Annotated in this window: 26 protein-coding genes; 11 read left to right on the plus strand and 15 right to left on the minus strand. The window is 57.7% G+C overall.

Annotated elements, in window-relative coordinates; all coding sequences use genetic code 11:
- Positions 1-3: 3 nt before the first annotated feature.
- Together folD and CFBP5473_RS12710 are read right to left on the minus strand one after the other, a co-directional pair.
- Entirely contained in the window at positions 4-903 is a 900-nt protein-coding gene (gene folD, locus CFBP5473_RS12705) for a bifunctional methylenetetrahydrofolate dehydrogenase/methenyltetrahydrofolate cyclohydrolase FolD (RefSeq protein WP_027673828.1), read from the minus strand.
- A gap of 101 nt (positions 904-1004) precedes the next feature.
- Positions 1005-2759, minus strand: coding sequence for a GumC domain-containing protein (locus tag CFBP5473_RS12710; protein WP_157835784.1), 1755 nt, complete (start codon positions 2757-2759; stop codon positions 1005-1007).
- Between the two features lie 215 nt (positions 2760-2974).
- On the opposite strand from CFBP5473_RS12710, the gene flgB reads away from it, so the two are divergent.
- From flgB to fliP, 10 genes are all read left to right on the plus strand, one after another.
- Complete coding sequence (gene flgB / locus CFBP5473_RS12715; protein ID WP_027673826.1) at positions 2975-3364, plus strand: flagellar basal body rod protein FlgB; 390 nt, start codon at positions 2975-2977, stop codon at positions 3362-3364.
- A 1-nt stretch (position 3365) separates the two neighbouring features.
- Positions 3366-3785, plus strand: coding sequence for a flagellar basal body rod protein FlgC (gene flgC / locus CFBP5473_RS12720; protein WP_027673825.1), 420 nt, complete (start codon positions 3366-3368; stop codon positions 3783-3785).
- Positions 3785-4132, plus strand: a complete 348-nt coding sequence (fliE, locus tag CFBP5473_RS12725; RefSeq protein ID WP_027673824.1) for a flagellar hook-basal body complex protein FliE — start codon at positions 3785-3787, stop codon at positions 4130-4132. The genes flgC and fliE overlap by 1 nt, the downstream gene beginning before the upstream one ends.
- A 19-nt stretch (positions 4133-4151) precedes the next feature.
- Positions 4152-4940 carry a flagellar basal-body rod protein FlgG gene (gene flgG / locus CFBP5473_RS12730; RefSeq protein ID WP_027673823.1) on the plus strand — a complete coding sequence of 263 codons (789 nt, stop codon included), beginning with the start codon at positions 4152-4154 and terminating at the stop codon, positions 4938-4940.
- 16 nt (positions 4941-4956) lie between these two features.
- Positions 4957-5445 (plus strand): flagellar basal body P-ring formation chaperone FlgA, encoded by a 489-nt coding sequence (gene flgA / locus CFBP5473_RS12735; RefSeq protein WP_027673822.1) that lies wholly within the window; start codon positions 4957-4959, stop codon positions 5443-5445.
- A gap of 17 nt (positions 5446-5462) precedes the next feature.
- A complete protein-coding gene (locus tag CFBP5473_RS12740) occupies positions 5463-6569 on the plus strand; it encodes a flagellar basal body P-ring protein FlgI (RefSeq protein WP_106389328.1) in 1107 nt (368 codons plus the stop codon).
- Positions 6566-7096, plus strand: coding sequence for a MotE family protein (locus CFBP5473_RS12745; protein WP_027673820.1), 531 nt, complete (start codon positions 6566-6568; stop codon positions 7094-7096). Before CFBP5473_RS12740 ends, CFBP5473_RS12745 begins: the two co-directional genes overlap by 4 nt.
- On the plus strand, positions 7093-7818 hold the full coding sequence (gene flgH / locus CFBP5473_RS12750; protein WP_027673819.1) for a flagellar basal body L-ring protein FlgH: 726 nt from the start codon (positions 7093-7095) through the stop codon (positions 7816-7818). Before CFBP5473_RS12745 ends, flgH begins: the two co-directional genes overlap by 4 nt.
- A gap of 88 nt (positions 7819-7906) precedes the next feature.
- The gene (locus CFBP5473_RS12755) at positions 7907-8434 is read left to right on the plus strand and encodes a flagellar basal body-associated FliL family protein (protein WP_027673818.1); all 528 of its coding nucleotides are present in this window, start codon (positions 7907-7909) and stop codon (positions 8432-8434) included.
- A complete protein-coding gene (fliP, locus tag CFBP5473_RS12760) occupies positions 8431-9168 on the plus strand; it encodes a flagellar type III secretion system pore protein FliP (RefSeq protein WP_027673817.1) in 738 nt (245 codons plus the stop codon). Before CFBP5473_RS12755 ends, fliP begins: the two co-directional genes overlap by 4 nt.
- Positions 9169-9280: 112 nt before the next feature.
- On the opposite strand, the gene CFBP5473_RS12765 is transcribed toward fliP, so the two are convergent.
- Genes CFBP5473_RS12765 through flhA form a run of 6 tightly spaced genes read right to left on the minus strand, consistent with a single transcriptional unit; the run spans position 9281 to position 14049 of the window.
- Entirely contained in the window at positions 9281-9814 is a 534-nt protein-coding gene (locus CFBP5473_RS12765) for a hypothetical protein (protein ID WP_051441149.1), read from the minus strand.
- Positions 9811-10176, minus strand: coding sequence for a hypothetical protein (locus tag CFBP5473_RS12770; protein WP_027673816.1), 366 nt, complete (start codon positions 10174-10176; stop codon positions 9811-9813). Before CFBP5473_RS12770 ends, CFBP5473_RS12765 begins: the two co-directional genes overlap by 4 nt.
- A gap of 22 nt (positions 10177-10198) precedes the next feature.
- Positions 10199-10753 (minus strand): rod-binding protein, encoded by a 555-nt coding sequence (locus CFBP5473_RS12775; protein ID WP_027673815.1) that lies wholly within the window; start codon positions 10751-10753, stop codon positions 10199-10201.
- A gap of 40 nt (positions 10754-10793) precedes the next feature.
- Positions 10794-11204 (minus strand): hypothetical protein, encoded by a 411-nt coding sequence (locus CFBP5473_RS12780; RefSeq protein WP_027673814.1) that lies wholly within the window; start codon positions 11202-11204, stop codon positions 10794-10796.
- Positions 11205-11209: 5 nt separating this feature from the next.
- The gene (gene fliR, locus CFBP5473_RS12785; protein WP_027673813.1) at positions 11210-11962 is read right to left on the minus strand and encodes a flagellar biosynthetic protein FliR; all 753 of its coding nucleotides are present in this window, start codon (positions 11960-11962) and stop codon (positions 11210-11212) included.
- Positions 11959-14049, minus strand: a complete 2091-nt coding sequence (flhA, locus tag CFBP5473_RS12790) for a flagellar biosynthesis protein FlhA (RefSeq protein WP_027673812.1) — start codon at positions 14047-14049, stop codon at positions 11959-11961. Before flhA ends, fliR begins: the two co-directional genes overlap by 4 nt.
- Before the next feature lie 263 nt (positions 14050-14312).
- On the opposite strand from flhA, the gene CFBP5473_RS12795 reads away from it, so the two are divergent.
- The gene (locus CFBP5473_RS12795; protein WP_027673811.1) at positions 14313-16505 is read left to right on the plus strand and encodes a DUF1217 domain-containing protein; all 2193 of its coding nucleotides are present in this window, start codon (positions 14313-14315) and stop codon (positions 16503-16505) included.
- 70 nt (positions 16506-16575) lie between these two features.
- Here CFBP5473_RS12795 and yacG read toward each other — a convergent pair whose 3' ends face one another.
- The 7 genes from yacG to CFBP5473_RS12830 form a co-directional block, all read right to left on the minus strand.
- A complete protein-coding gene (yacG, locus tag CFBP5473_RS12800) occupies positions 16576-16794 on the minus strand; it encodes a DNA gyrase inhibitor YacG (RefSeq protein WP_037170678.1) in 219 nt (72 codons plus the stop codon).
- A 6-nt stretch (positions 16795-16800) separates the two neighbouring features.
- On the minus strand, positions 16801-17424 hold the full coding sequence (locus CFBP5473_RS12805; protein ID WP_027673810.1) for a Maf-like protein: 624 nt from the start codon (positions 17422-17424) through the stop codon (positions 16801-16803).
- Between the two features lie 30 nt (positions 17425-17454).
- Positions 17455-17673 (minus strand): translation initiation factor IF-1, encoded by a 219-nt coding sequence (gene infA, locus CFBP5473_RS12810; RefSeq protein ID WP_027673809.1) that lies wholly within the window; start codon positions 17671-17673, stop codon positions 17455-17457.
- A 106-nt stretch (positions 17674-17779) separates the two neighbouring features.
- On the minus strand, positions 17780-18259 hold the full coding sequence (locus CFBP5473_RS12815; protein ID WP_027673808.1) for an arsenate-mycothiol transferase ArsC: 480 nt from the start codon (positions 18257-18259) through the stop codon (positions 17780-17782).
- 2 nt (positions 18260-18261) lie between these two features.
- A complete protein-coding gene (locus CFBP5473_RS12820) occupies positions 18262-18735 on the minus strand; it encodes a UPF0262 family protein (RefSeq protein ID WP_027673807.1) in 474 nt (157 codons plus the stop codon).
- Between the two features lie 3 nt (positions 18736-18738).
- Entirely contained in the window at positions 18739-20037 is a 1299-nt protein-coding gene (hisD, locus tag CFBP5473_RS12825; RefSeq protein WP_027673806.1) for a histidinol dehydrogenase, read from the minus strand.
- Positions 20038-20175: 138 nt separating this feature from the next.
- The gene (locus CFBP5473_RS12830) at positions 20176-20613 is read right to left on the minus strand and encodes a DUF2948 family protein (RefSeq protein WP_027673805.1); all 438 of its coding nucleotides are present in this window, start codon (positions 20611-20613) and stop codon (positions 20176-20178) included.
- Between the last annotated feature and the right edge of the window lie 104 nt (positions 20614-20717).

Here is a 20717-nt window from a genome sequence, read left to right on the forward strand (position 1 = left end):
TCTTCAGAACTTTGGCGCGGTTTTACCCTGAGCGCGATAAGCCGCGATCACCGTATTAGCCATCAACATCGCAATCGTCATGGGGCCGACACCGCCGGGGACCGGCGTGATGGCTGCTGCAACGGCGCTTGCCTCATCATAGGCCACATCACCCACCAGCCTCGACTTGCCCTCGCCCTTTTCAGGCGCGGGAATGCGGTTGATGCCGACATCGATCACGGTTGCGCCGGGCTTGACCCAATCGGCCTTGACCATTTGCGGGCGACCGACGGCGGCGACCAGAATATCCGCAGACTTGCAGACGGATGCCAGATCCTTGGTGCGGGAATGCGCCATGGTAACGGTGGCATTTGCGTTGAGGAGAAGCTGACCCATGGGCTTGCCGAAAAGGTTGGAGCGGCCGATCACGACGGCATTTAGGCCTGAAAGATCATCGCCATGAATGCTGCGGACCAGCAGCATGGAACCGGCAGGCGTGCAGGAGATAAGCCCGGTTTCCAGATCGCCGATGGCGAGCTTTCCGGCGTTCAGCGTGCTGAGGCCATCCACATCCTTTTCCGGCAGGATCAATTGGATGACCGGATCTGAATTAAGATGTTTCGGCAGCGGCAGCTGCACCAGAATGCCATGAATGGAGCTGTCTTCGTTCAGCGTCCGAACCAGCGCCTCGAGCTCTTCCTGAGTCGTCGTTTCGGCTAAGGTGTGCTGAATGGAATTGAAGCCGCACTGCTTCGCCATCTTGCTCTTGGAGTTCACATAGGCGTGGCTGGCTGGATCGTCACCGACGATTACGACTGCAAGTCCGGGCTTGGTACCGGTCTGTTGCTCCAGACGTTCGGACGCTTCGCGCACCGCATCCGTTACGGACGCTGCCTTCGCCTTGCCGTCAATCACCACCACCATATGCCTGCCTCCTGAGAACAATACAGCTTCATCGGAACCGCCTGCGCGATCCAACGCCGTAATGCTGTGCAGGGCTTTAGATTGCAAGGAAAATCAGAGCATCAGCCGCGCCGATGATTGATCTTCTCTTCGGTAACGTCGTCCAGTCTCGCCTTCAGCCGGGCAAGCTCCTGACGCAACGCCTTCACTTCTTCCGTTTCTGCCTGAGGGTGCTCCGCCTTGCCCTCAAGGGCAGCGGCAAGCAATGGCGGTAGCCGGAAGCCATCTTCCTTCTTCGCCACATCTTCCTCAGCGACGCGGTTCGACATCAGAACCTGACGGACGCGCTCATCGAGCGGAATGTCGTTTGCTGCTTCGAGATCGGTGAGTTCCTGCATTGGCTCATCCGCCGACGCGGTCTCCGGCTCTTCTACCGGAACCGGCTCGGCTTCGGGCTCGACCAGATCGTGGAAGATGTCGGGTTCCATTTCGACGAGTTCCGCCTGCTGGCTGGCAACAACCGGGTCTGCGTCGACAGCCTCTGGCTCCACAGGCTCGACCTCACTCGACTGTTCACTTTCTTCACGCCTGAAGCTCAGCACGAACAGCGCCATCAGCAGACCTGCAAGGCCACCACCCACGGCCATCATGGTCGATGTCGTGCCGTCCTTCTGGGCGATGCCCGGCAAGGCGGGCTTGCTCACGGCTGCGCTGATGCGCGGTGCGGCAAAGGGACCGGCCTTCTCGCTCGCTACCAGGTAATCGCGGCGGGCCTTGTCCAGTGCCTTTTCCAGCTTGGCGAGTTCATCCGGCGCAGTGCCCATTTCACCAAGCTGATGTTCCAGCGCAGATTTCTCTTCTGTCTGTTCATTCAGGGAGGCTGCCACTGTTTTCAGATCGGCCTTCACGCTCTCCAGCGCGCGGCGCATTGCGGGCATGGCTGCGGCACGAGCGGCATCGACGGCAGCTTGCGCCGCGATGGTGCGTGGATGCTTCGGCCCATGGTCGATGCTGACTTCAGCAAGCGCAAGCTTTGCGGTGCCATAGCTCTCCCGAACCTGCTCCAGAGAAACGAAGGCAGGCAGCGGCGGCAGTGTCTTCGTCAGAACATCATCCGCTTTCATGGCAGATGCCGTGTTGACGGCCTGCGAGAGATCATGCTCGCTTTGAGCCAGAGCCGAGAGATTGATATCCGCCTCATGCATCTTCTGCTGCAAGGTCTGCATACGTGAAACGGCATCATTACCATGGCGCATCTGGAAGCCGGTCAGCGCCGCTTCTGCCGCATCGAGCGCCTTGCGGGCGCTTTCGACCGCGCGCAACTCCGGCTCGGAATGGTCTCCCCCAACATCGCGGGCCACGCGTCGGGAAAGATAATCGACGATTTTCTGCGCCGCCTCAGGCGATGCTGCACTGGCGGTGATATCGATCTCGTCATTGGAGGCCGAGGCGATCGTCACGGAATTCTGCAAGGCAGCTTCGATGGCGCTCGCGGGAATTTCCGGTTCCTGCGTGCCGAGAACCATATCCAGCAGGATGCCGATCCGGCCCTGATCGTCCGCGCCGGTCACATCTCCGGCTTTCAGCTTCAGGTCGGAGACTGTGAGCGTCAGCGCCACTGGCGACAGCAGGTTCTGCTGCATGGTGGCGGCAAGACGCCGGGTCTCGATGATATTGCCGTTCAACGCAGTGACCTTCACCACTGCGTGCGACTGATAGGTCTCGGCATTTGGCGGAAAGACGATGCCGGGAAGGAATGCCCCAGCCGCAACGAAGCTGACGATGCATGCTGCCGAAAGCAGATGCCGCTTGAACATGGCGGGCCGAAGCTTTCCGCGAAGCCCTTCGATTGCTGGAATGACAAGCCTGTTTCTCAAGAGAACCATCGCAAACCCGTTGGGCTGTTGGAACCGCGCGTTTTGCCGGAAATATCAACAAAATCTAAAGCGATACGGCAAACAAATGGTTAACGGCGCCGGTCCGAGTGCATTTTCATCACGCTTTTGTGGGGCTCATCGGGAAGCGCCCGTCCGTAAGTCCCGCGCAAGATTACAGGCCTAAATCAGGGACAGGTTAAACACGGAGAACTGTCATGCAGCCGATTCAGCTGTTTGCGCTGGCATCCAAGCAGGCCGAATGGCTTTCTGTCCGTCAGGAAGTCGTCGCCAGCAACATCGCCAATGCCAACACGCCCGAATATCGCGCAAAGGATATTGTGCCCTTCGAATCCGAACTGCAATCAGTCGGAATGCAGATGGCGCGCACCAACCCTGCGCATATGGAACTGGCAGTGGCAGGCGCTGGCAAGATCGGTCTGAAGGACGCCAATCTCAACAATGAGATCGGCATTCAGGAATCCGGCAACACGGTTTCGCTGTCTACGGAAATGGCAAAGACCGGTGAAATCAAGCGGCAGTTCGAGCTCAACACGCAGCTGGTGCGCTCCTTCCACATGATGATGCTGACGGCGGTGGGCAAGTAAGATGGTCGATTCTCTCTCCTCTTCCCTGAAGATTGCAGGCAGCGGCATGGAAGCGCAGGCAACGCGTCTGCGCATCGTTTCGGAAAACATCGCCAACTCGCGCACGACCGGCGACACCCCCGGTGCCGACCCCTATCGCCGCAAGACGATTACCTTCGCCAACGAGATGGACCGCACCAGCGGCACCAATCTGGTGGGTGTCAAAAAGCTCGGCGTCGATAAGTCCGATTTCACGCAGGAATACGACCCGGACAGCCCGGCTGCGGACGAAAAGGGCATGGTGAAGCTACCGAACGTCAACATGCTGATCGAGATGGCCGACCTTCGCGAAGCCAACCGCAGCTACGAAGCCAATCTTCAGGTGATCAAGCAGACACGCGACCTGATCACCTCAACCATCGACCTATTGAAGGCTCAGTGATGATCGATTCTATCAGCAGCGTAAAATCGCTGACCAACAATTCCACCCTCGACAGCGTCAAGGATGTCGCCAGCGGGCTGTCTTCGCTTGCAGGTGCCGCGGTTTCCACCGCCGCCACGGCTGCAACCGGCCCCACCTTTGCCAGCGTGCTGGGTGGCGTGGCGCAGGATGCGGTCGACTCGCTGAAGAAGAGCGAAACCATGTCGTTCGCCGGAATTCAGGGCAAGGCCAATACCCGTGAAGTCGTGGATGCCGTGATGCAGGCCGACCAAACCTTGAAGACCGCGGTAGCGCTCAGAGACAAGATCGTCTCGGCCTATCTCGACGTCGTGAAAATGCAGATCTGACCCTTGAGGACCTAAAACAATGAGAGCTTTAGCAATCGCAGCGACGGGCATGGATGCCCAGCAGACCAACCTTGAGGTCATCGCGAACAACATCGCGAACATCAACACGACCGCGTTCAAGCGCGGACGCGCAGAATTTACCGACCTCTTGTACCAGACCGAGCGTGCACAGGGCGTGATGAACCGTGCCAACCAGTCCGTGGTGCCGGAAGGCGCCAATATCGGTCTCGGCGTCCAGACGGCTGCGGTGCGCAAGCTGCACATTCAGGGCGAAATCTCCCAGACCGGTAACGATCTCGACGTCGCGATCATCGGCAAGGGCTGGTTCCGTGTAGACGGTCCAGACGGCACGACGCTCTACACGCGTGCAGGCTCCTTCAACAAGGATTCCACCGGTCGTCTCGTTACGACGGATGGCTATCCTGTTTCGCCTGCGATCACAATTCCGACGGACGCGACCGAAACCACAATTTCGGAAGATGGTACCGTGTCAGTTCGTATCGGTACAGCGGATACACTGACCCAGCTGGGCCAGCTGACCTTGAGCAACTTTGCAAACGAAGCAGGCCTGCGTCCTCTCGGCGACAACCTGTTTGCCCAAACCGAAGCCTCGGGCAACGCTGTCGACGGGACTCCCCAGTCCACCGGCTTCGGCAAGCTCAAACAGAGTTATCTGGAAAGCTCCAACGTCGATTCCGTCAAGGAAATAACCGACCTGATTTCCGCGCAGCGTGCGTATGAAATGAACTCCAAGGTCATCACCACCGCCGACGAAATGGCCACCATCGTCAGCCAGAACCTGAAGTAACCGAAGGTAGGGTAACATGAAGTTCCGCCCGAAAATCACGCCTGTCCAAGGTCGCAAGGCAGTCTTTGCGCTCGCAGTCGCTGTTGCGGTGTTCGCACCGTCTATGGCGATTTCGGGAGAGAGGATCGCTATTGTTCCCACGGCCACGATTTTTCCGGGCGAAGTCATCAGCCGCGGCAAGCTGACGGAAGTTCCTGTTACCAACCCCAACATTGCGCCCGGCTACACGGAAGCGATGGCGGATGTCGTCGGTAAGGTATCCAAGAAGACCCTGATAGCCGGACGCACCATCCCGCTCGGCGAACTGCGCGATCCTTTCGCAGTCGAGCGGGGCGCCAATGTGCGCATCACCTACACAAAAGGCGGCATGAACCTTTCGGCTTCCGGCACGGCGATAGAAGACGCCATGTCCGGGGAGGTCGTGCGCGTTCGCAATAGAGACACCGGCGTCACCATCAGCGGCACCGCCATGAAAGACGGATCGGTGGAGGTTTTAGAGCAATGAGTTTGCGTCAGGGTTTCATGATCGCGGCAATTGCGGTCGCCGCCTTCTTCGCGACAGCGCCTGCCGTCGTCGCCCAGGTCAATGCGCGGGTTAAGGATATTGCCTCCCTGCAGGCGGGTCGCGAAAACCAGTTGATCGGCTACGGTCTGGTCGTCGGTCTGCAAGGCACCGGCGACAGCATGCGTTCTTCGCCTTTCACCGAACAGTCCATGCGCGCGATGCTGCAAAATCTCGGCATCTCGATGCAGGGCAACCAGACGAGCGCGAAAAACGTCGCAGCCGTTATGGTCACGGCCAATCTTCCACCTTTTGCAAGCCCCGGCAGCCGACTGGACGTCAATGTCAGCTCGCTCGGCGACGCTTCTTCGCTGCGCGGCGGCACCCTCATCATGACCTCGATGTCCGGTGCTGACGGGCAGATTTATGCGGTGGCGCAGGGATCGGTCATCGTTTCCGGTTTCAATGCAGGCGGCCAGGCCGCGCAGTTGACGGAAGGCGTAACGACCTCCGGGCGTGTGCCGAGCGGCGCGATCATCGAACGCGAGTTGCCTTCCCAGTTCAAGGACTCGGTCAATCTGGTTCTGCAATTGCGCAATCCCGATTTCTCCACCGCGACGCGTGTCGCCGATGCCATCAACGGTTATGCACGTTCTTCCTTCGGTGAACCGATTGCCGATGCGCGCGACAGTCAGGTCATCTTCATCCAGAAGCCTCGGACCGCGGACCTGACGCGGCTGATGGCCAGCATCGAGAACCTCGCCGTCGAAACCGATACGCCTGCCAAGGTGGTGATCAACGAGCGGACGGGGACCATCGTGATTGGCGCCGATGTTCGCATCTCGCAGGTCGCCGTCAGCTACGGCACGCTGACGGTGCAGGTGACGGAGACGCCGCAGGTCATTCAGCCGATGCCGTTTGCGCGGAACGGCCAGACCGCCATTCAGCCGCAGACCGATATTCAGGCGGAAAAGACCGGTGGTCCGGTTGCGATCCTCGAGGGACCGAGCCTTCGCTCGCTGGTGGCCGGGCTCAACAATATCGGCGTCAAGCCAGACGGCATCATCGCCATCCTTCAGGGCATAAAGTCCGCGGGCGCGCTACAAGCAGAGTTGGTATTGCAATGACGGCAAAGACACTCAAGATCTTCACGCCCAAGCGCGTTCTTCTCGCTCTCTTCGTCGTCGCGGGCGCCCTGCCCTCCGCAAGGGCGCAGGAGCAGGTACGAGTGACGACCGGTGACAGCAGCGGCCAGGAAATCCAGCAATATTGCGGCAATATCGTCGATCAGGCGCGCGACCAGCGTTACCTGATGCAGAAGCAGGATCTGGAAAAGCTGCAGGAAGACATCAATGAGCGTGTCGCGATCCTCGAGGCCCGAAAGGCCGAATATGAGGACTGGCTGAAGCGCCGCAACGATTTTCTTCAGCAAGCGGAAGCCAATCTGATCAACATCTACAAGACCATGAAGCCGGATGCCGCTGCACCGCAGCTGCAGGAGATCGATGCAGGCGTTGCCGCCGCCATCATCATGAAACTGCCGCCTCGCCAATCTGGCCTGATCTTAAGCGAAATGGACGCCAAGAAGGCTGCCATCGTCGCCTCCATCATGTCCAGCGCGACGGACAAAACCACATCAAGAGACCCATCATGAACAAAGCGCTCATTCTCGCCCTTTCAGCTGCGAGCATCCTGACCGGGTGCAAGAGCGTGACGGAAAGCCAGACGCTCAAGGAAATCGGCAATGCGCCAGCCATGAGCCCGATCGGCAGCGGCCTGCAGTTCAGCCAGGCGCCGCAATTGGCCGCCTATCCCAAGCAGCCGCTTCACGCAGCCAGTGGCTACTCGCTGTGGAGCGACAGCAAAGCTGCTCTGTTCAAGGATGCGCGGGCTCTCAATATCGGTGATATTCTGACCGTCAACATCCAGATCAACGACAAGGCCTCGTTCGATAACGAGACGGACCGCACGCGTAAGAACAACCGCTCGACAAGCTGGAAGGCGGACGCCCAGATTCTGGGCTGGAAGCCGCAGGCGGATTCCTCGCTCAGCTTCGACAATGACAGTGAAGCGAACGGCAAGGGCACCATCAATCGGTCCGAAAAGCTGACGCTGCTTGTCGCTGCCGTCGTCACCGGCATTCTGGAAAACGGCAACCTCCTGATTTCCGGCTCGCAGGAAGTGCGCGTCAACCACGAAATCCGCATCCTCAACGTTGCCGGTATCGTCAGACCGCAGGATGTGAATTCGGAAAACACCATTTCCTATGAGAAGATCGCAGAAGCCCGTATTTCCTACGGCGGACGCGGGCGCCTCATGGAAGTGCAGCAGCCTCCGGTCGGACAGCAGGTCGTGGACCTGTTCTCGCCGATCTGACGATTGCCGCCTTGCCCGACATGCATGACGCCCTCGACCTCGGTTGACGGCCTCGAACCCGAGACAGACCTACACCCAGATGAGCAACCTGATGGCACTTGATTCCCCGGCACCAAAAAAGCAGTCGCCGATCCCGGTTATCGGCGCCATTGCCGTGCTTTCGCTGCTCGGTCTGGGTGGCGGCTGGTTCGTTGGCAAGACGCTTTTCGTTCCCGCACCGCCTGCCTCCGAGCAGGCCGAGGCCCATGCAGCAGCGGCGCCCGCCGCCGCCGCAGGCGAGCATGGGGCAGCGCCTGCGGCCGGGGGCGAGCATGGAAAAGCCGACCCCAACGCCCCTGCCCTCGTCACGCTCGACCCCATCGTGACCAATCTCGGCTACCCTGCGGACAACTGGGTCAGGATCGAGCTTGCGCTCCAATTTACCGGCCCGGCGGACACGGCGCTGACCGAGGAACTCCATCAGGAGATCATGGCTTACCTCAGAACGGTCTCTCTTCAGCAAATCCAGGGCCCACGCGGCTTTCAATATCTTAGGGATGACCTGACAGAAATCGTTGACCTCAGATCAAAAGGGCGCGTATCCAAGGTTCTATTCAGAACCTTTGTGATAGAATGATTCGAACACTCACCTGCCTGATTGTCTTCGCCCTGATCCCAGGGATCGCATTTGCCCAGCAATCGCCGGCGGATCTGTTGAATCTGCCTGTCGATGGCTCTGCTGCGGCTTGGATCATTCGCACCTTCGGATTGCTGACGGTCCTTTCGATCGCGCCCGGCATCCTCATCATGGTGACGAGCTTTCCGCGCTTCATCATCGCCTTCTCCATCCTGCGCTCCGGCATGGGCCTTGGCACCACCCCGTCCACGATGATCCTCACCAGCATGGCGCTTTTCATGACCTTCTACGTCATGGCGCCAACCTTTGAGAAATCCTGGCAGGACGGTCTTCAGCCGATGTTGCAGAACCAGATCACGGAAGCTCAGGCGGTGGAGCGTGCCGCCGAGCCGTTCCGTACCTTCATGGTTGCCAACACGCGGCCCAAGGACCTGGCGCTCTTTGTCGATCTGGCAGCCGAGCGTGGGCAGGAAGCCATGAACGGCACGCTGCCGCAGTACCGCGTTCTGGTTCCGGCCTTTATGTTGTCGGAAATCCGGCGCGGCTTCGAAATCGGCTTCCTGATCATCCTCCCCTTCTTGGTCATCGATATGGTCGTCGCGACCATCACCATGGCGATGGGCATGATGATGCTGCCGCCGACATCGATCTCCCTGCCGTTCAAGATCCTGTTCTTCGTGCTGATCGACGGCTGGAACCTGCTTGTCGGCTCCCTCGTCCGCTCCTTCTACTGACCAAAGGCTTGCGACGCACTTCCCGTTGCGTTGCCGAAGCACCATACGAAAAAGACCTGAATCGATCCGCCGATCAATTCAGGTCTCGTAGTTTTAACCTAACTGTTTCCCGTCAGTGAGACGCGCCGGTTGCCACAGGCTTCGGCGGTGGGGGATCGGTGTTGACGACGATCCGCTCCGGCTTGCGGGACGGGTCTTTCGCTTCGATGTCTTCCTTGGAGATGAAATCCATCTGCTCGATCAGCACGTCCTTGACGAGCGGCTTTTCGAGGCGAGCGTTCAGACCATCCTTGATCCTGCCCTTGAACGCGGCAACGTCGAATTTGCCCTTGTCCTTCAGATCGAGAATCTTGTCGCCCACCAAAAGCGTGTAGAGCTGATCCGTGAGGAAGGTCGGCATCGGCACCTTGATTTCCTTCATCAGCGCATCATCGACGACAAGCGTCGAGCGCACGAGGAAATAGCCTGATACCTTGCCTTCCGTCACGACCGGCAGCGTGACGGTTTCGCTCTGCACATATTGCGGCGGCGGCGGTACGTCGGCCTTATGGTCGTCCGGGTTCGGATTGCCGAACTTCGCGGCGGCAAAAACCCCACCGAGCGTCAGCACCAGAATCCAGACGCCCGTGGCAAGCAGCTTGATCATTGCGCCTCACGAGCGAACTGTTGCAGCGTGTATGTGCCGTCATCTTCCGCCTTCTTCTGCGCGTCCTTCAGCAGGTCCACGACAGCTTTGACAGCACGGAGATTGGCTTCGACGCGGCGGGTATTGATGGCAAGCTTCGACTTGATGTCTACGATCTGCTGGTGATGCGCCTGTGCGATCTGCGGGCCATCGACATCGCGGATGAGCATGCTGAGTTCGTAGAGGCAGCGGCTCTTATGCGCGTTGGACAGCTTGAAATCGAAATCCGGTTCTTTGCCGATCCGCTCATTCTCGTTGTCGATCACCGCTTCGAGACGGCCGAGAACGGCCTGAATTCTGTAATCGTTATTTACATATTCCATAATATGTCAGCTCTCCGCCTGATCAGGTGTCGGTTTTCTTGGTGTCGGTGTCGGACAGAATGCGGCGCTGGAAGTCCGTCACCATGCTCATGGCGATTTTCTTGTCGTCAACATTTTCGGCGGTCGGGCCTGCGGCATTGCGCTGGCGCTGCAGGGCCTGCGAGTAAGCCTGCTCGGCAATGCCGATGCCGCCGCGCTTGGAAATGGCATCCGCCATCTGCTCGGACATCATGCTCTTCCAGAACTCGCCCGCAGAGCCCTTGCCGTACACATCTTCGCTTTCCTTCGGCATCATGTTCTGAATGAAGGTCGAAAGGATGCTCGCTTCGAATTTACGATAGGTCTCAGGGATTTTTTCATGCTCGGCAGAGGCACGGATTTTTCCCAAGCCCGCCTGGCTTTCCGGCGTCTGGATGCTGTTGATCGCCGAAGCGAAACCGTCATTGCTGGCGGTCAGAACCGAAGCCTCTCTGGCGGCACCAATGGAGCGCAGTTTTTCCCGCGCTGCGGTTACCTGCGTTGGGTCCGCTGCGTTTACGACATCGAGCACGAGGTCGCTTGGAGGAGAAATCGCCACGTCGTCATCCTTTCCGTTTTGATCGGATGACGATACGCCGCTAACCTTGCTTTAGGCTGGAGTCTTTCAGGCTGATTTGCAGGTCGATCAGCTCATAGATGCTGTTGTCGTCGCGTTCGCGCGCTTCGTCCTCGCGTGCAGCATCGCGCTTGTCGAGAAGCTTTTCGCCCTTTTTCGTTTCCTTCAGCACCTGCGTTTCCTGCGCGTTCTGGATCGATTCCAGACGCACATCGCGTGCCTTCAACCGGCTGTGGCGCATGACGTAATGCTTGAGCATATCCTGATGGATAGGATCGAAAGACGTCAAGTAACCGCTCAGCGTCTCGATCTTTTCGGTCAGCTCATTGCGCTCGCGGGTGGTGATTGCCAGCTCGTTCTCCGCCATCTTTTTGAGATGTCCCTGAACCTTGGCCAATCTGTCGAGCTTCTTGGATTTGGATTGATCTGCCATAGCGCTCACATATTCGCAAAAACGGTGAAGAAGCCATTGACGAACTGGTTTACCACCGCCGCGATACCGAAATAGAGCAGCAGAAGACCGAGAGCCAGCGCATATGGCGTGGAGATGAAGTAGACGGGGATTTGCGGCGCTAGCTTGTTGATGAGGCCGATTGCGACGTTAAAGAGAAAGCCATAGAGAATGAAGGGGCTCGCAACCCGCAAGGCGATGTTCATCGACGCAACGAGCGTATCGGTGAGCGAAATCAACATGCGCTGCATGGTTATCCCGCCACTGATCGGGATCGAGGTGTAGGACTCCACCAGCGCCTTGAACACGACATGGTGGAAATCCAGCAGGAACAGCACCAGAAGCACGCCGAAGGTCAGCAAGCTGGCAAGCTGGCTTTCCGACGTATCCTCCAGCACATCCTGCGCCGGCGGGCCGGTGAAGGACATGGCCGTGCCCATGATGGTTGCCGCAAACTGCATGCCGAGAAGATAGAGATGGGCGATCAGGCCGAACATCGCGCCGATCATGGTTTCGAACAGCATGGAGCGGAAGAAGGTAACCGTATCACCCTTGGCGACCGGGTAGATGACGTCCCACATCAATGGCAGCAGTGCCATTGATAGTGTCAGCGCAAGAAAGAGCCTGATCTGCATAGACAGTCTGGCGGAAGAAAAACCCGGCATCACCATAAGGCAGGCGCCGATCCGGCAGAAAGCCAGAAACAGCGCCATAACAGTACCTTGTGGATCAGAGATCATGAAATGGAGCCGAGTATCTTGATTTCCGTGCCTTTGGCCAGTTCGACGTGCGAAAGCACGGGCAAGGTGCTGAACAGTCGTTCTGTGATCATTCGTACATATGTACGGGTTTCGGGCAATGTCACAAGTACGAATGGCAGTCCGACATCCATGTATTCACGGATTACTTTGCTTGCCTCGTTGCTGAACTCTTCCACCTGACGCGGATCGATATCGAATTCCACGACATCGCCCTTCGGATCGCGCTTCAGCGCCTGCTGGAAGACCACGTCCCACTTGGTACCGAGTCGCAGAACGCGCAGCACGCCATTGTCCGAAAGGTCGCCGCAAATCTGCTGCGCCATGCGGATGCGCACATGTTCCACGATCTGTTCGGTCTTGCGCAGGTGCGGCGCAAGCTCGGCCACCGCTTCGAGAATGAGATGCAGGTTTCTGATGGAAACACGCTCTGCCAGCAGCAGCTTGAGAATGGCCTGAAGGCCGGAATAGGACATGTGCGACGAGCAGATCTCGTCGGCAAGCTTCTTGTATTCCGGGTCCAGACGCTCGATGAGGATCTTGACGTCCTTGTAGGATAGAAGCATCGGCAGGTTGTTGCGAATGACTTCGCTGACATGCGTCAGAAGCGCCGAGATATTGTCGATCGGGTGGAAGCCTTCGCGCTTCAGGTCTTCGATGAAGTGTTCCAGAACCGAAACGGCAGGCATGCCGAAAGCGGGTTCTCTGACTTCATCCCCCGGGACCGACGGTCTGCGACCTTTGCCGGTGATGACCAGAACTTCGCCCACGCGCAGCGTATTGGCCGCAACCGTCGTGCCGTGAATTCTGATCTGATAGGATTTGTCCGGGATCGCGATATCGTCCGTGACCTTGATTTCCGGCACGACGAAACCGTATTGCGCGGCGAATTTCTTGCGCATCTTGCCCACCCGGAAGCCAAGCTCCTGATGCGCGCCGAGAAGGCGTGGGGAGACCTGCTTGCCCAGTGCGAGTTCGATTTCGGAGGTGCGAAGGACGTTCTTGACCGTATCCTTCTCGGCATCTTCCGCCTTGGACGCGCTCTGCTCTTCGGCTGCGCGCGCGACTTCCTTTTCGCGATCCATCTGGCGTGGAATGAACCAGGCGCCAAGTGCCAGCAGCATGCCGAGCGAAACGAATGGCAGGAATGGCAGGCCGGGAACCAGCGAAAGAACGAACATCAGACCGGCAGCAACGGAAAGCGCCTTTGGATATCCGCTCAGCTGGTTGATGACGGCGGTATCGGTGGAGCCGAGCGTGCCGCCACGGGTAATGATAAGACCGGCGGCAAGCGAAACGATAAGGGCGGGAACCTGAGAGACGATACCGTCGCCGACGGACAGCTTGACGAAAACGTCGGCGGCTTCGCCGATTGGCATGCCGTGGCGGAAAACACCGATGATGATGCCGCCGCAAATGTTGATTGCCGTGATCATCAGACCGGCGACCGCATCACCGCGAACGAACTTCGACGCACCGTCCATGGCGCCGTAAAAGGCGCTTTCTTCTTCCAGTTCGCGGCGTCTGTGCTGCGCTTCCTTTTCGTTGATGATGCCCGCCGAAAGGTCGGCATCGATCGACATCTGCTTTCCGGGAATAGCGTCGAGGGTGAAGCGCGCGCCGACTTCCGCGATACGCGTTGCACCCTTGGTGATGACGATGAAGTTCACCACGATGAGGATAAGGAAGACGATAAGACCGATGACGAAATCGCCGGACATGACGAGGCTGGAGAAGCCCGCGATAACGCCGCCCGCCGCACTGTGTCCTTCGTTGCCGTGGGAAAGAATGACACGCGTCGTGGCGATGTTGAGCGCCAGTCGGATCATCGTCGAGATCAGCAGGATCGTCGGGAAGGACGAGAAATCCAGCGGACGCTGAATCCACAGCGCAACCATGAGGATGAGGACGGAGAAGGCAATGGAAAATGCCAGGCCCATATCGATCATGAAGACCGGGATTGGCAGGAACAATATGCAAAGGATAGCAACGATACCGGCTGCGAACCCTATGTCGCGCCCGCCCGGGGCAACTTTGGGAAGAGGCAATATGCTGGGTGGCGTAGCCATTCTAACTCCATCTCATCATGAGAACCGGCAGAAACGTCCTGATCTTCCGTCCATCGAAGACCATGCCGACCAACTGGACACAGATCGACGTCCGAGCCTTAAGACATCAAGCTTGCGCGAGAATGGAGGAAATCCACCTGCAAAAACGGGAAAATTTAGCTTTGGTCAGGCGTCTTTTTATAATATGATTTGGAAGGTTATTCGCGCGATGATAGCGCGTCACTCGTCGGCCATGAGACGGTCTGCAAGATACAAGGCTCGTCATGGCTTCGACTTCGCTCTCCACCTATACCAGTTATCTCATCGTCAACCGCGATTTGAAATCGTCTTTGTCGACGGTGGCTAACCAGTCGACTGTGAAGCGCGACACGGAATATTACGAAGCCAATATCGGCAAGGTCACGACCGTCGATGAGTTTCTGGATGACTACAAGCTTTATTCCTATGCCATGAAGGCCTATGGCCTCGAAGAAATGACCTACGGCAAAGCCTTCATGCGCAAGGTACTGGAAAGCGATCTGACCGACAGTTCCAGCTTTGCCAATACGCTCACCGACAAGCGTTATTTGCAATTTGCAGAAGCCTTCAATTTCAGTGGCGACAAGAAAACGGCTCAGAACAGCGGGCAGCTGACCGACCTCACAGACGCCTACAAGGCCTCTTTCACGACCGAAGAAACGAATATCAAGACGGAGTCCACGTATTTTGCCGCCCAGATCGGCAAGGTGACGAGCGTCGATCAGCTGATAAATAATACCAGACTGCGGACCTATATGATGGACGCGGTCGGTCTCGATCCTACCTACACATCGAAAAGCTATCTGAAACAGGTCCTGACAAGCGATCTTGAGGACGAGGACAGCGTCGCCAATCAGGCCAAGGACACCGCCTGGAAAAAGCTTGCCGCAGCGTTCAACTTCAATGCGGATGGGACAGTGAATGGCCAAACCCAGACCGCGGATCAAACGGAAGACCTGAAGCTCGATTATGTTGCTAAAATGTCGAGCTATCCATCCAATACACTGCTTGAAGCCAATCAGCGCTATTGGGAAAAGAATGTCGCGAAGGTGACCTCCGCCAAGGAATTGACGGACGACAGCCGCCTGCTCGAATATGCCAAAACCGCTTTCAGCCTCAGCAAGACGATCCTTCCCAGCAGCGTCGCCAGCCTGATGTATAGCGAGAGTTTTGCCAATAATTACGGCAATACGAAACTGCTGGACGCTTTCAATTTCTCGGCGGACGGCACGCTTGCCGATGGAACCGCGCCTCAGGATGCCCAGCAGACGAAAGATCTGGCCAAGCTCTACAAGGCGGCTTTCACGAAAGACCAGACGACCGCAATCGATGCGGCAGTTACCAACTACGATACGCGAATTGCCACCGTAACCTCGCTGGATGACTTCTTCGTCCCCAACAATAAGGACAAGGTCAACGGCAATGATCAGATTACGGAAATATGGGATGTGGCCCTTCGGGCTTACGGCATCGATCCCGACGAAGTTTCCAATTCCGAGCTAAAGAAAATCCTGACGAGCGACGTGAGCGACAAGAAGAGTTATGTCAATTCGCTGAAGGATCAGCGCTTCGTGGATCTCGTGAACGCGTTCAACTTCACATCTGACGGCAAGGTGGACTCGCCGCTTCTTGCACAGGCGGAAAGCGTGACCGATGTTTTCTCCGCCGATTACAAGGCCAACAAAATCCGATCTTTGACGGGCACGGAACGCAAGACCGCCAGCGACAAGGCCGATACCGAAATCGAGTATTACAAATCGAAGATGATGGAAGTGAAGTCGGTCGATGATCTCGTCGCCGACACGCGGCTGACGAATTTCATTTTCGAAGCGCACGGCATCGATCCCAAAACTGTAACGACTTCCGATCTCAAGAAGATGTTCCAGTCGGATCTCTCCGATCCAAAGAGCTTCGTCAACACGCAGGAAAACCCTGCCTTCGCGCAGATCATCGCGTCCTTCAACTTCAATACGAAGGGGGAGCTGGATGCGAGCGCCCAGCAGGGCGGTCAGCAGCGCGGTGCCATCATGCAGACGACATCGCAATATGCTCGGCAGACGCTGGAAGAACAGCAGGGCGATGCCAACGAAGGCGTTCGTCTGGCCCTTTATTTCTCGCGCAAGGCGCCAGACCTGACGAGTGCCTATAGCATTCTAAGCGATGACGCCATCTTTGCCTTCTTCAAGACCGCCTTTAGCCTGCCATCCAGCATCGCCAACATGGATGTGACAAAACAGGCCGAGATGGTGACGAAACTTCTGGATTTGTCGAAGCTTCAGGATCCGGATTATGTCGATGATCTGGTCAAGCGCTTCACAGCGCTTTACGACACGCAAAACGCCAACACGTCGTCTCCTGCCTTGTCTATCCTGAGCGGCAGTTCGACATCGATCAGCGCCGATACGCTTCTGGCGGTCGCACAGCTGTCGTCCAAGTAGGAATACGGAAAAACGGGCCGGTCATAAGCCGACCCTGCAAGAGAAGCCTGTATGTCCTGAAACTGAAGGTCTACCAGTCTTCCGAATCGGAATCACGACGTGGGCTTTCGTCGGCCTTCTGCTCGTCGTCCGCCACCGGAATGGCGTAGGAGCCGTTCAGCCAGCGGGCGAGATCGAGCGAGCGGCAGCGATCCGAGCAGAAGGGATAGTCTTCGCGGGTGGAAGGTTTTTTGCACTCCGGGCAAGGCTGTGCTTTTCTGAGCGGTGTGACTTTGGAGTCTGCGGTCATTGGCGGTCAGCCCTCCTGCCAGCCCGGCGCCACCTCGAAGCCTTCACCGGCCAGAAGTGACGTCGTTTCGTAGAGCGGCAGTCCTACGACATTGGTGTAAGAACCGGTAAGCTTCTGCACGAAGCAGCCTGCAATGCCCTGAATACCATAGGCCCCGGCTTTGCCGCGCCACTGGCCGGAAGCGATGTAGTTTTCGATTTCGTGCTGCGACAGGCGCTTGAAGCGGACCTTGGTCTCGGACACTTTCTGGCGCACCTTGCCGCCGGGGGTAATCAGGCACACACCGGTATAGACCCAGTGGCTTCTGCCCGAAAGCAGATGAAGCGCGGCGCTGGCGTCTTCGATATATTCGGCCTTGCCGACGATACGGCGGCCCACGGCCACGACCGTATCCGAACCCAGAACGTAAGCATCCTTCCAGGCAAGCTCGCCCTTCACCGCCTTGTGGGCGGCCTGCGCTTTCTGAAGCGAGAGGCGTCGGCAGAGCGTGCGTGGATGTTCCAGACGTGCGGGCGTCTCGTCGATATCCATGGGCATCAGACGTGCGGGCTCGATACCCACCTGATGCAGGAGCTCAAGACGGCGTGGCGATCCGGAAGCCAGAATCAGCTTTTGTTTTAAGTCTGTCATGCTCTGCCAGCCGTCCGATCTGTCGGGCTATTACTTGAAACGGTAAGTTATACGGCCTTTGGTCAGGTCGTAAGGGGTCATTTCAACCAGAACCTTGTCGCCCGCGAGAACGCGGATACGGTTCTTGCGCATGCGACCCGCTGTGTGAGCAATGATTTCGTGTTCGTTTTCCAGCTTCACACGGAACGTCGCATTGGGCAGGAGTTCGGTCACGACGCCCGGGAATTCAAGGACTTCTTCTTTTGTCATATAGGGTTTTTCTTCCTGTTTGATGATACCGAACGTAAGAGTCCGGGAAAATTGCGCGGAAACTACACAATCGCCGCCTATTTGTGAACCTAAATTGTCGCTTGGTCTAAAGCGTTTCCGAAAATGGCTGTGCACGCTGCGGAAGACGCTCTGAAATAAGCTTTTTGAGGTGATCTCGCACCTCGCGATAGGCTTCCAGCCTCTGTTCTCGCGACCCGGTTTCGACCGTTGGATCCATCGTCGGCCAATAGACCACGTCGAGAGCGTTGTAGCGCGTCAATTCCAGTGCGGCGTGGTGCGCCTCCGGCGTCAGCGTGATGATGAGGTCGAAGAAATCGTCCTCGATCTCCTCCATAGTGCGCGGTTTGTGCTTGCCGAGCGTCAGGCCGGTTTCTTCCAGCACTGCATCGACGAAAGGATCGCGCTCCCCTGCGCGTACACCTGCGGACTGGATATAGATGCCGGGAGCAATGATCTGCTTGGCGATGACTTCGGCCATCGGAGAGCGGATGGAGTTCATGCCGCACATGAATAATATGGCGCGCGGTGCCTTGTCTTTCAAGTCAACGACACCCGGAGCTTCCATCTCTACCCCCGCCAATAGAGCACACAGACGAGCGTAAAGAGACGACGGGCCGTATCGAAATCCACCTTTATCTTGCCGGAGAGACGATCCATCAGCGTTTGCGATCCATCATTGTGGATACCGCGCCGCCCCATGTCGATTGCCTCGATCTGGCTTGGCGTGGAAGACCGAATGGCCTCATAATAGCTTTCGCAGATCAGGAAATAATCCTTGATGATGCGGCGAAAGGGGGTGAGCGAAAGAATGTGTGTTGCGACAGCCTTGCCGTCTTCCGTGGTTATAGCGAAGACCAGCTTGGTTTCCACCAGCGAGATATCGAGCTTATAGGGCCCGCCCTCGTGCCCCAGCGGCTCGAAACTGTTCTCCTCGATCAGGTCGAAGATCGCGACGGCGCGTTCATGCTCCACGTCAGGCGTGGACCGGCCGATACTCTCGTCCAGCACCACATCGCAGAGTCTGAATTCGCCAGCCGCCATGCCTTACCCTTCCGGATTGAGACGAATGGCAACGGACTTCGCATGCGCATCCAGCCCTTCGGAATTGGCGAGCGTGATGGCTGCGGGCGCCAGCTTACGCAACTGATCCGGCCCAAGGCGCAGTATGGAGGTGCGCTTGACGAAATCCAGCACCGAAAGACCCGAAGAGAAACGCGCGGAACGCGCGGTTGGCAGAACGTGGTTGGAGCCGCCGACATAATCGCCGATCACCTCCGGCGTATGGCGACCGACGAAGATCGCACCGGCATTGCGCACGCCCGCCATCAGAGCGTCGGGGTCGTCTACCGCAAGCTCCAGATGCTCTGCCGCAATGCGGTTTGCGAGCGGAATGGAAGCGGCAAGATCATCCACCAGAATGACAGCGCCGAAGTCGCGCCAGCTTGCCGTGGCGGTCTCTGAACGTGACAATTGCTTCAACTGGCGCTCAACGGCCTTTTCCACCGCGTGGCCAAGCTCCGCATCATCGGTGATGAGAATGGATTGCGCACCGGGATCATGTTCGGCCTGTGCCAGCAGGTCTGCGGCCAGCCAGTCCGGGTCATTGTGCTTGTCTGCGATCACCAGCACTTCGGATGGGCCTGCAATCATATCGATGCCGACCGTGCCGAAAACCTGCCGCTTGGCGGCTGCCACATAGGCATTGCCGGGACCGACAATCTTGGCAACGGGTGCAATGGTCTGCGTGCCATAGGCAAGAGCCGCCACGGCCTGCGCCCCGCCGATACGATAAATTTCCTCCACGCCTGCAATGCGCGCAGCGGCCAGAACAGCGGGGTTGATCTTGCCGGCATTGGCCGGAACGACCATAACCACGCGCTCCACACCTGCAACCTTTGCCGGAACGGCATTCATGAGAACGGAGCTTGGGTAACTCGCAGTGCCGCCCGGCACATAGAGGCCGACAGCCTCGATTGCCGTCCAGCGCGAACCGAGACCGACGCCGATATCGTCTTCGTAAATATCGTCCTTCGGCATCTGCCGCGCGTGGTGCTTCTCGATGCGCTGGGCCGCAAATTTTAGGGCATCCAGAACGGCAGGATCGACCTGGCCGACGGCATCATCGATTTCCGCTTCCGTGACCCGCATGGATACTTGGGAAAAATCCAGCCCGTCGAATTTCAGGGAATAATGCGCCAAGGCCTCGTCGCCACGCTTCCGCACATCATCGATGATGTCGCGCACAACCGCGTTTACGTCTTCGGAGACTTCGCGCTTCGTCGTCAGGAACGCCGCGAATGCCTTTTCGAAATCAGAAGACGATTGCTCCAGCCAGATTGCCACTGCACTTACCCTTTCCGCAGCCCCGCATCATCAGCGGAGCAAAATCTCTGCCGCATCGCAAGACGTGCGGCGCATGGGTATGTGGCATAAATCGAAACATGCGGGCAAGGCAATTCCCTGCCCGCATTCACGCAAGATTTAGTCTGCCGGGTGGAAAGGCTTCGCGTTGGTTTCCCAGGCGCCGCTGAGATCGGTCAGTTGCGCCTCTATGCATTCCACATCCAGGGCGATCGCGCCATTGCCGGAAAGGGTCAGCTCAACCGTGCCATCCGGCCCCTCGCCTTTCTGGGTAAAGCGCACGGCAAGAAGTGAATGAACCTGTTCCTTGTCCGCCCGGTTGATGCCGCTGGAGCGGACGGCGGAGACGCGTTTCAGAACGAATGCGGTGCGGCAACGCTCCGGCGGGTGGTTTTTCTTGAGTCCGTTTTCCCATACGAAACGGTTGACGGACAGCACGAACTGACCGTGCCGTGCATCGAAAGACGCGTCTTTCAACTTGAAGACGCTGTCTTGCATGTGGGTGGAAATGATGGAGAGATCCTCTCCATCCAGCGCCATCAGCTTAAGGCCGCTCATCGTTTCTTTATCCTCATCTTGCGGAGAGGTCCGCATCATCCAGTGTCCCTGAAAATTCAGGCTTTGTCTGGAGATAGGCAGTCGGGGACCGTTCTGCAACTCGG

The organism is Agrobacterium larrymoorei, assembly GCF_005145045.1.
GTDB lineage: Bacteria > Pseudomonadota > Alphaproteobacteria > Rhizobiales > Rhizobiaceae > Agrobacterium > Agrobacterium larrymoorei.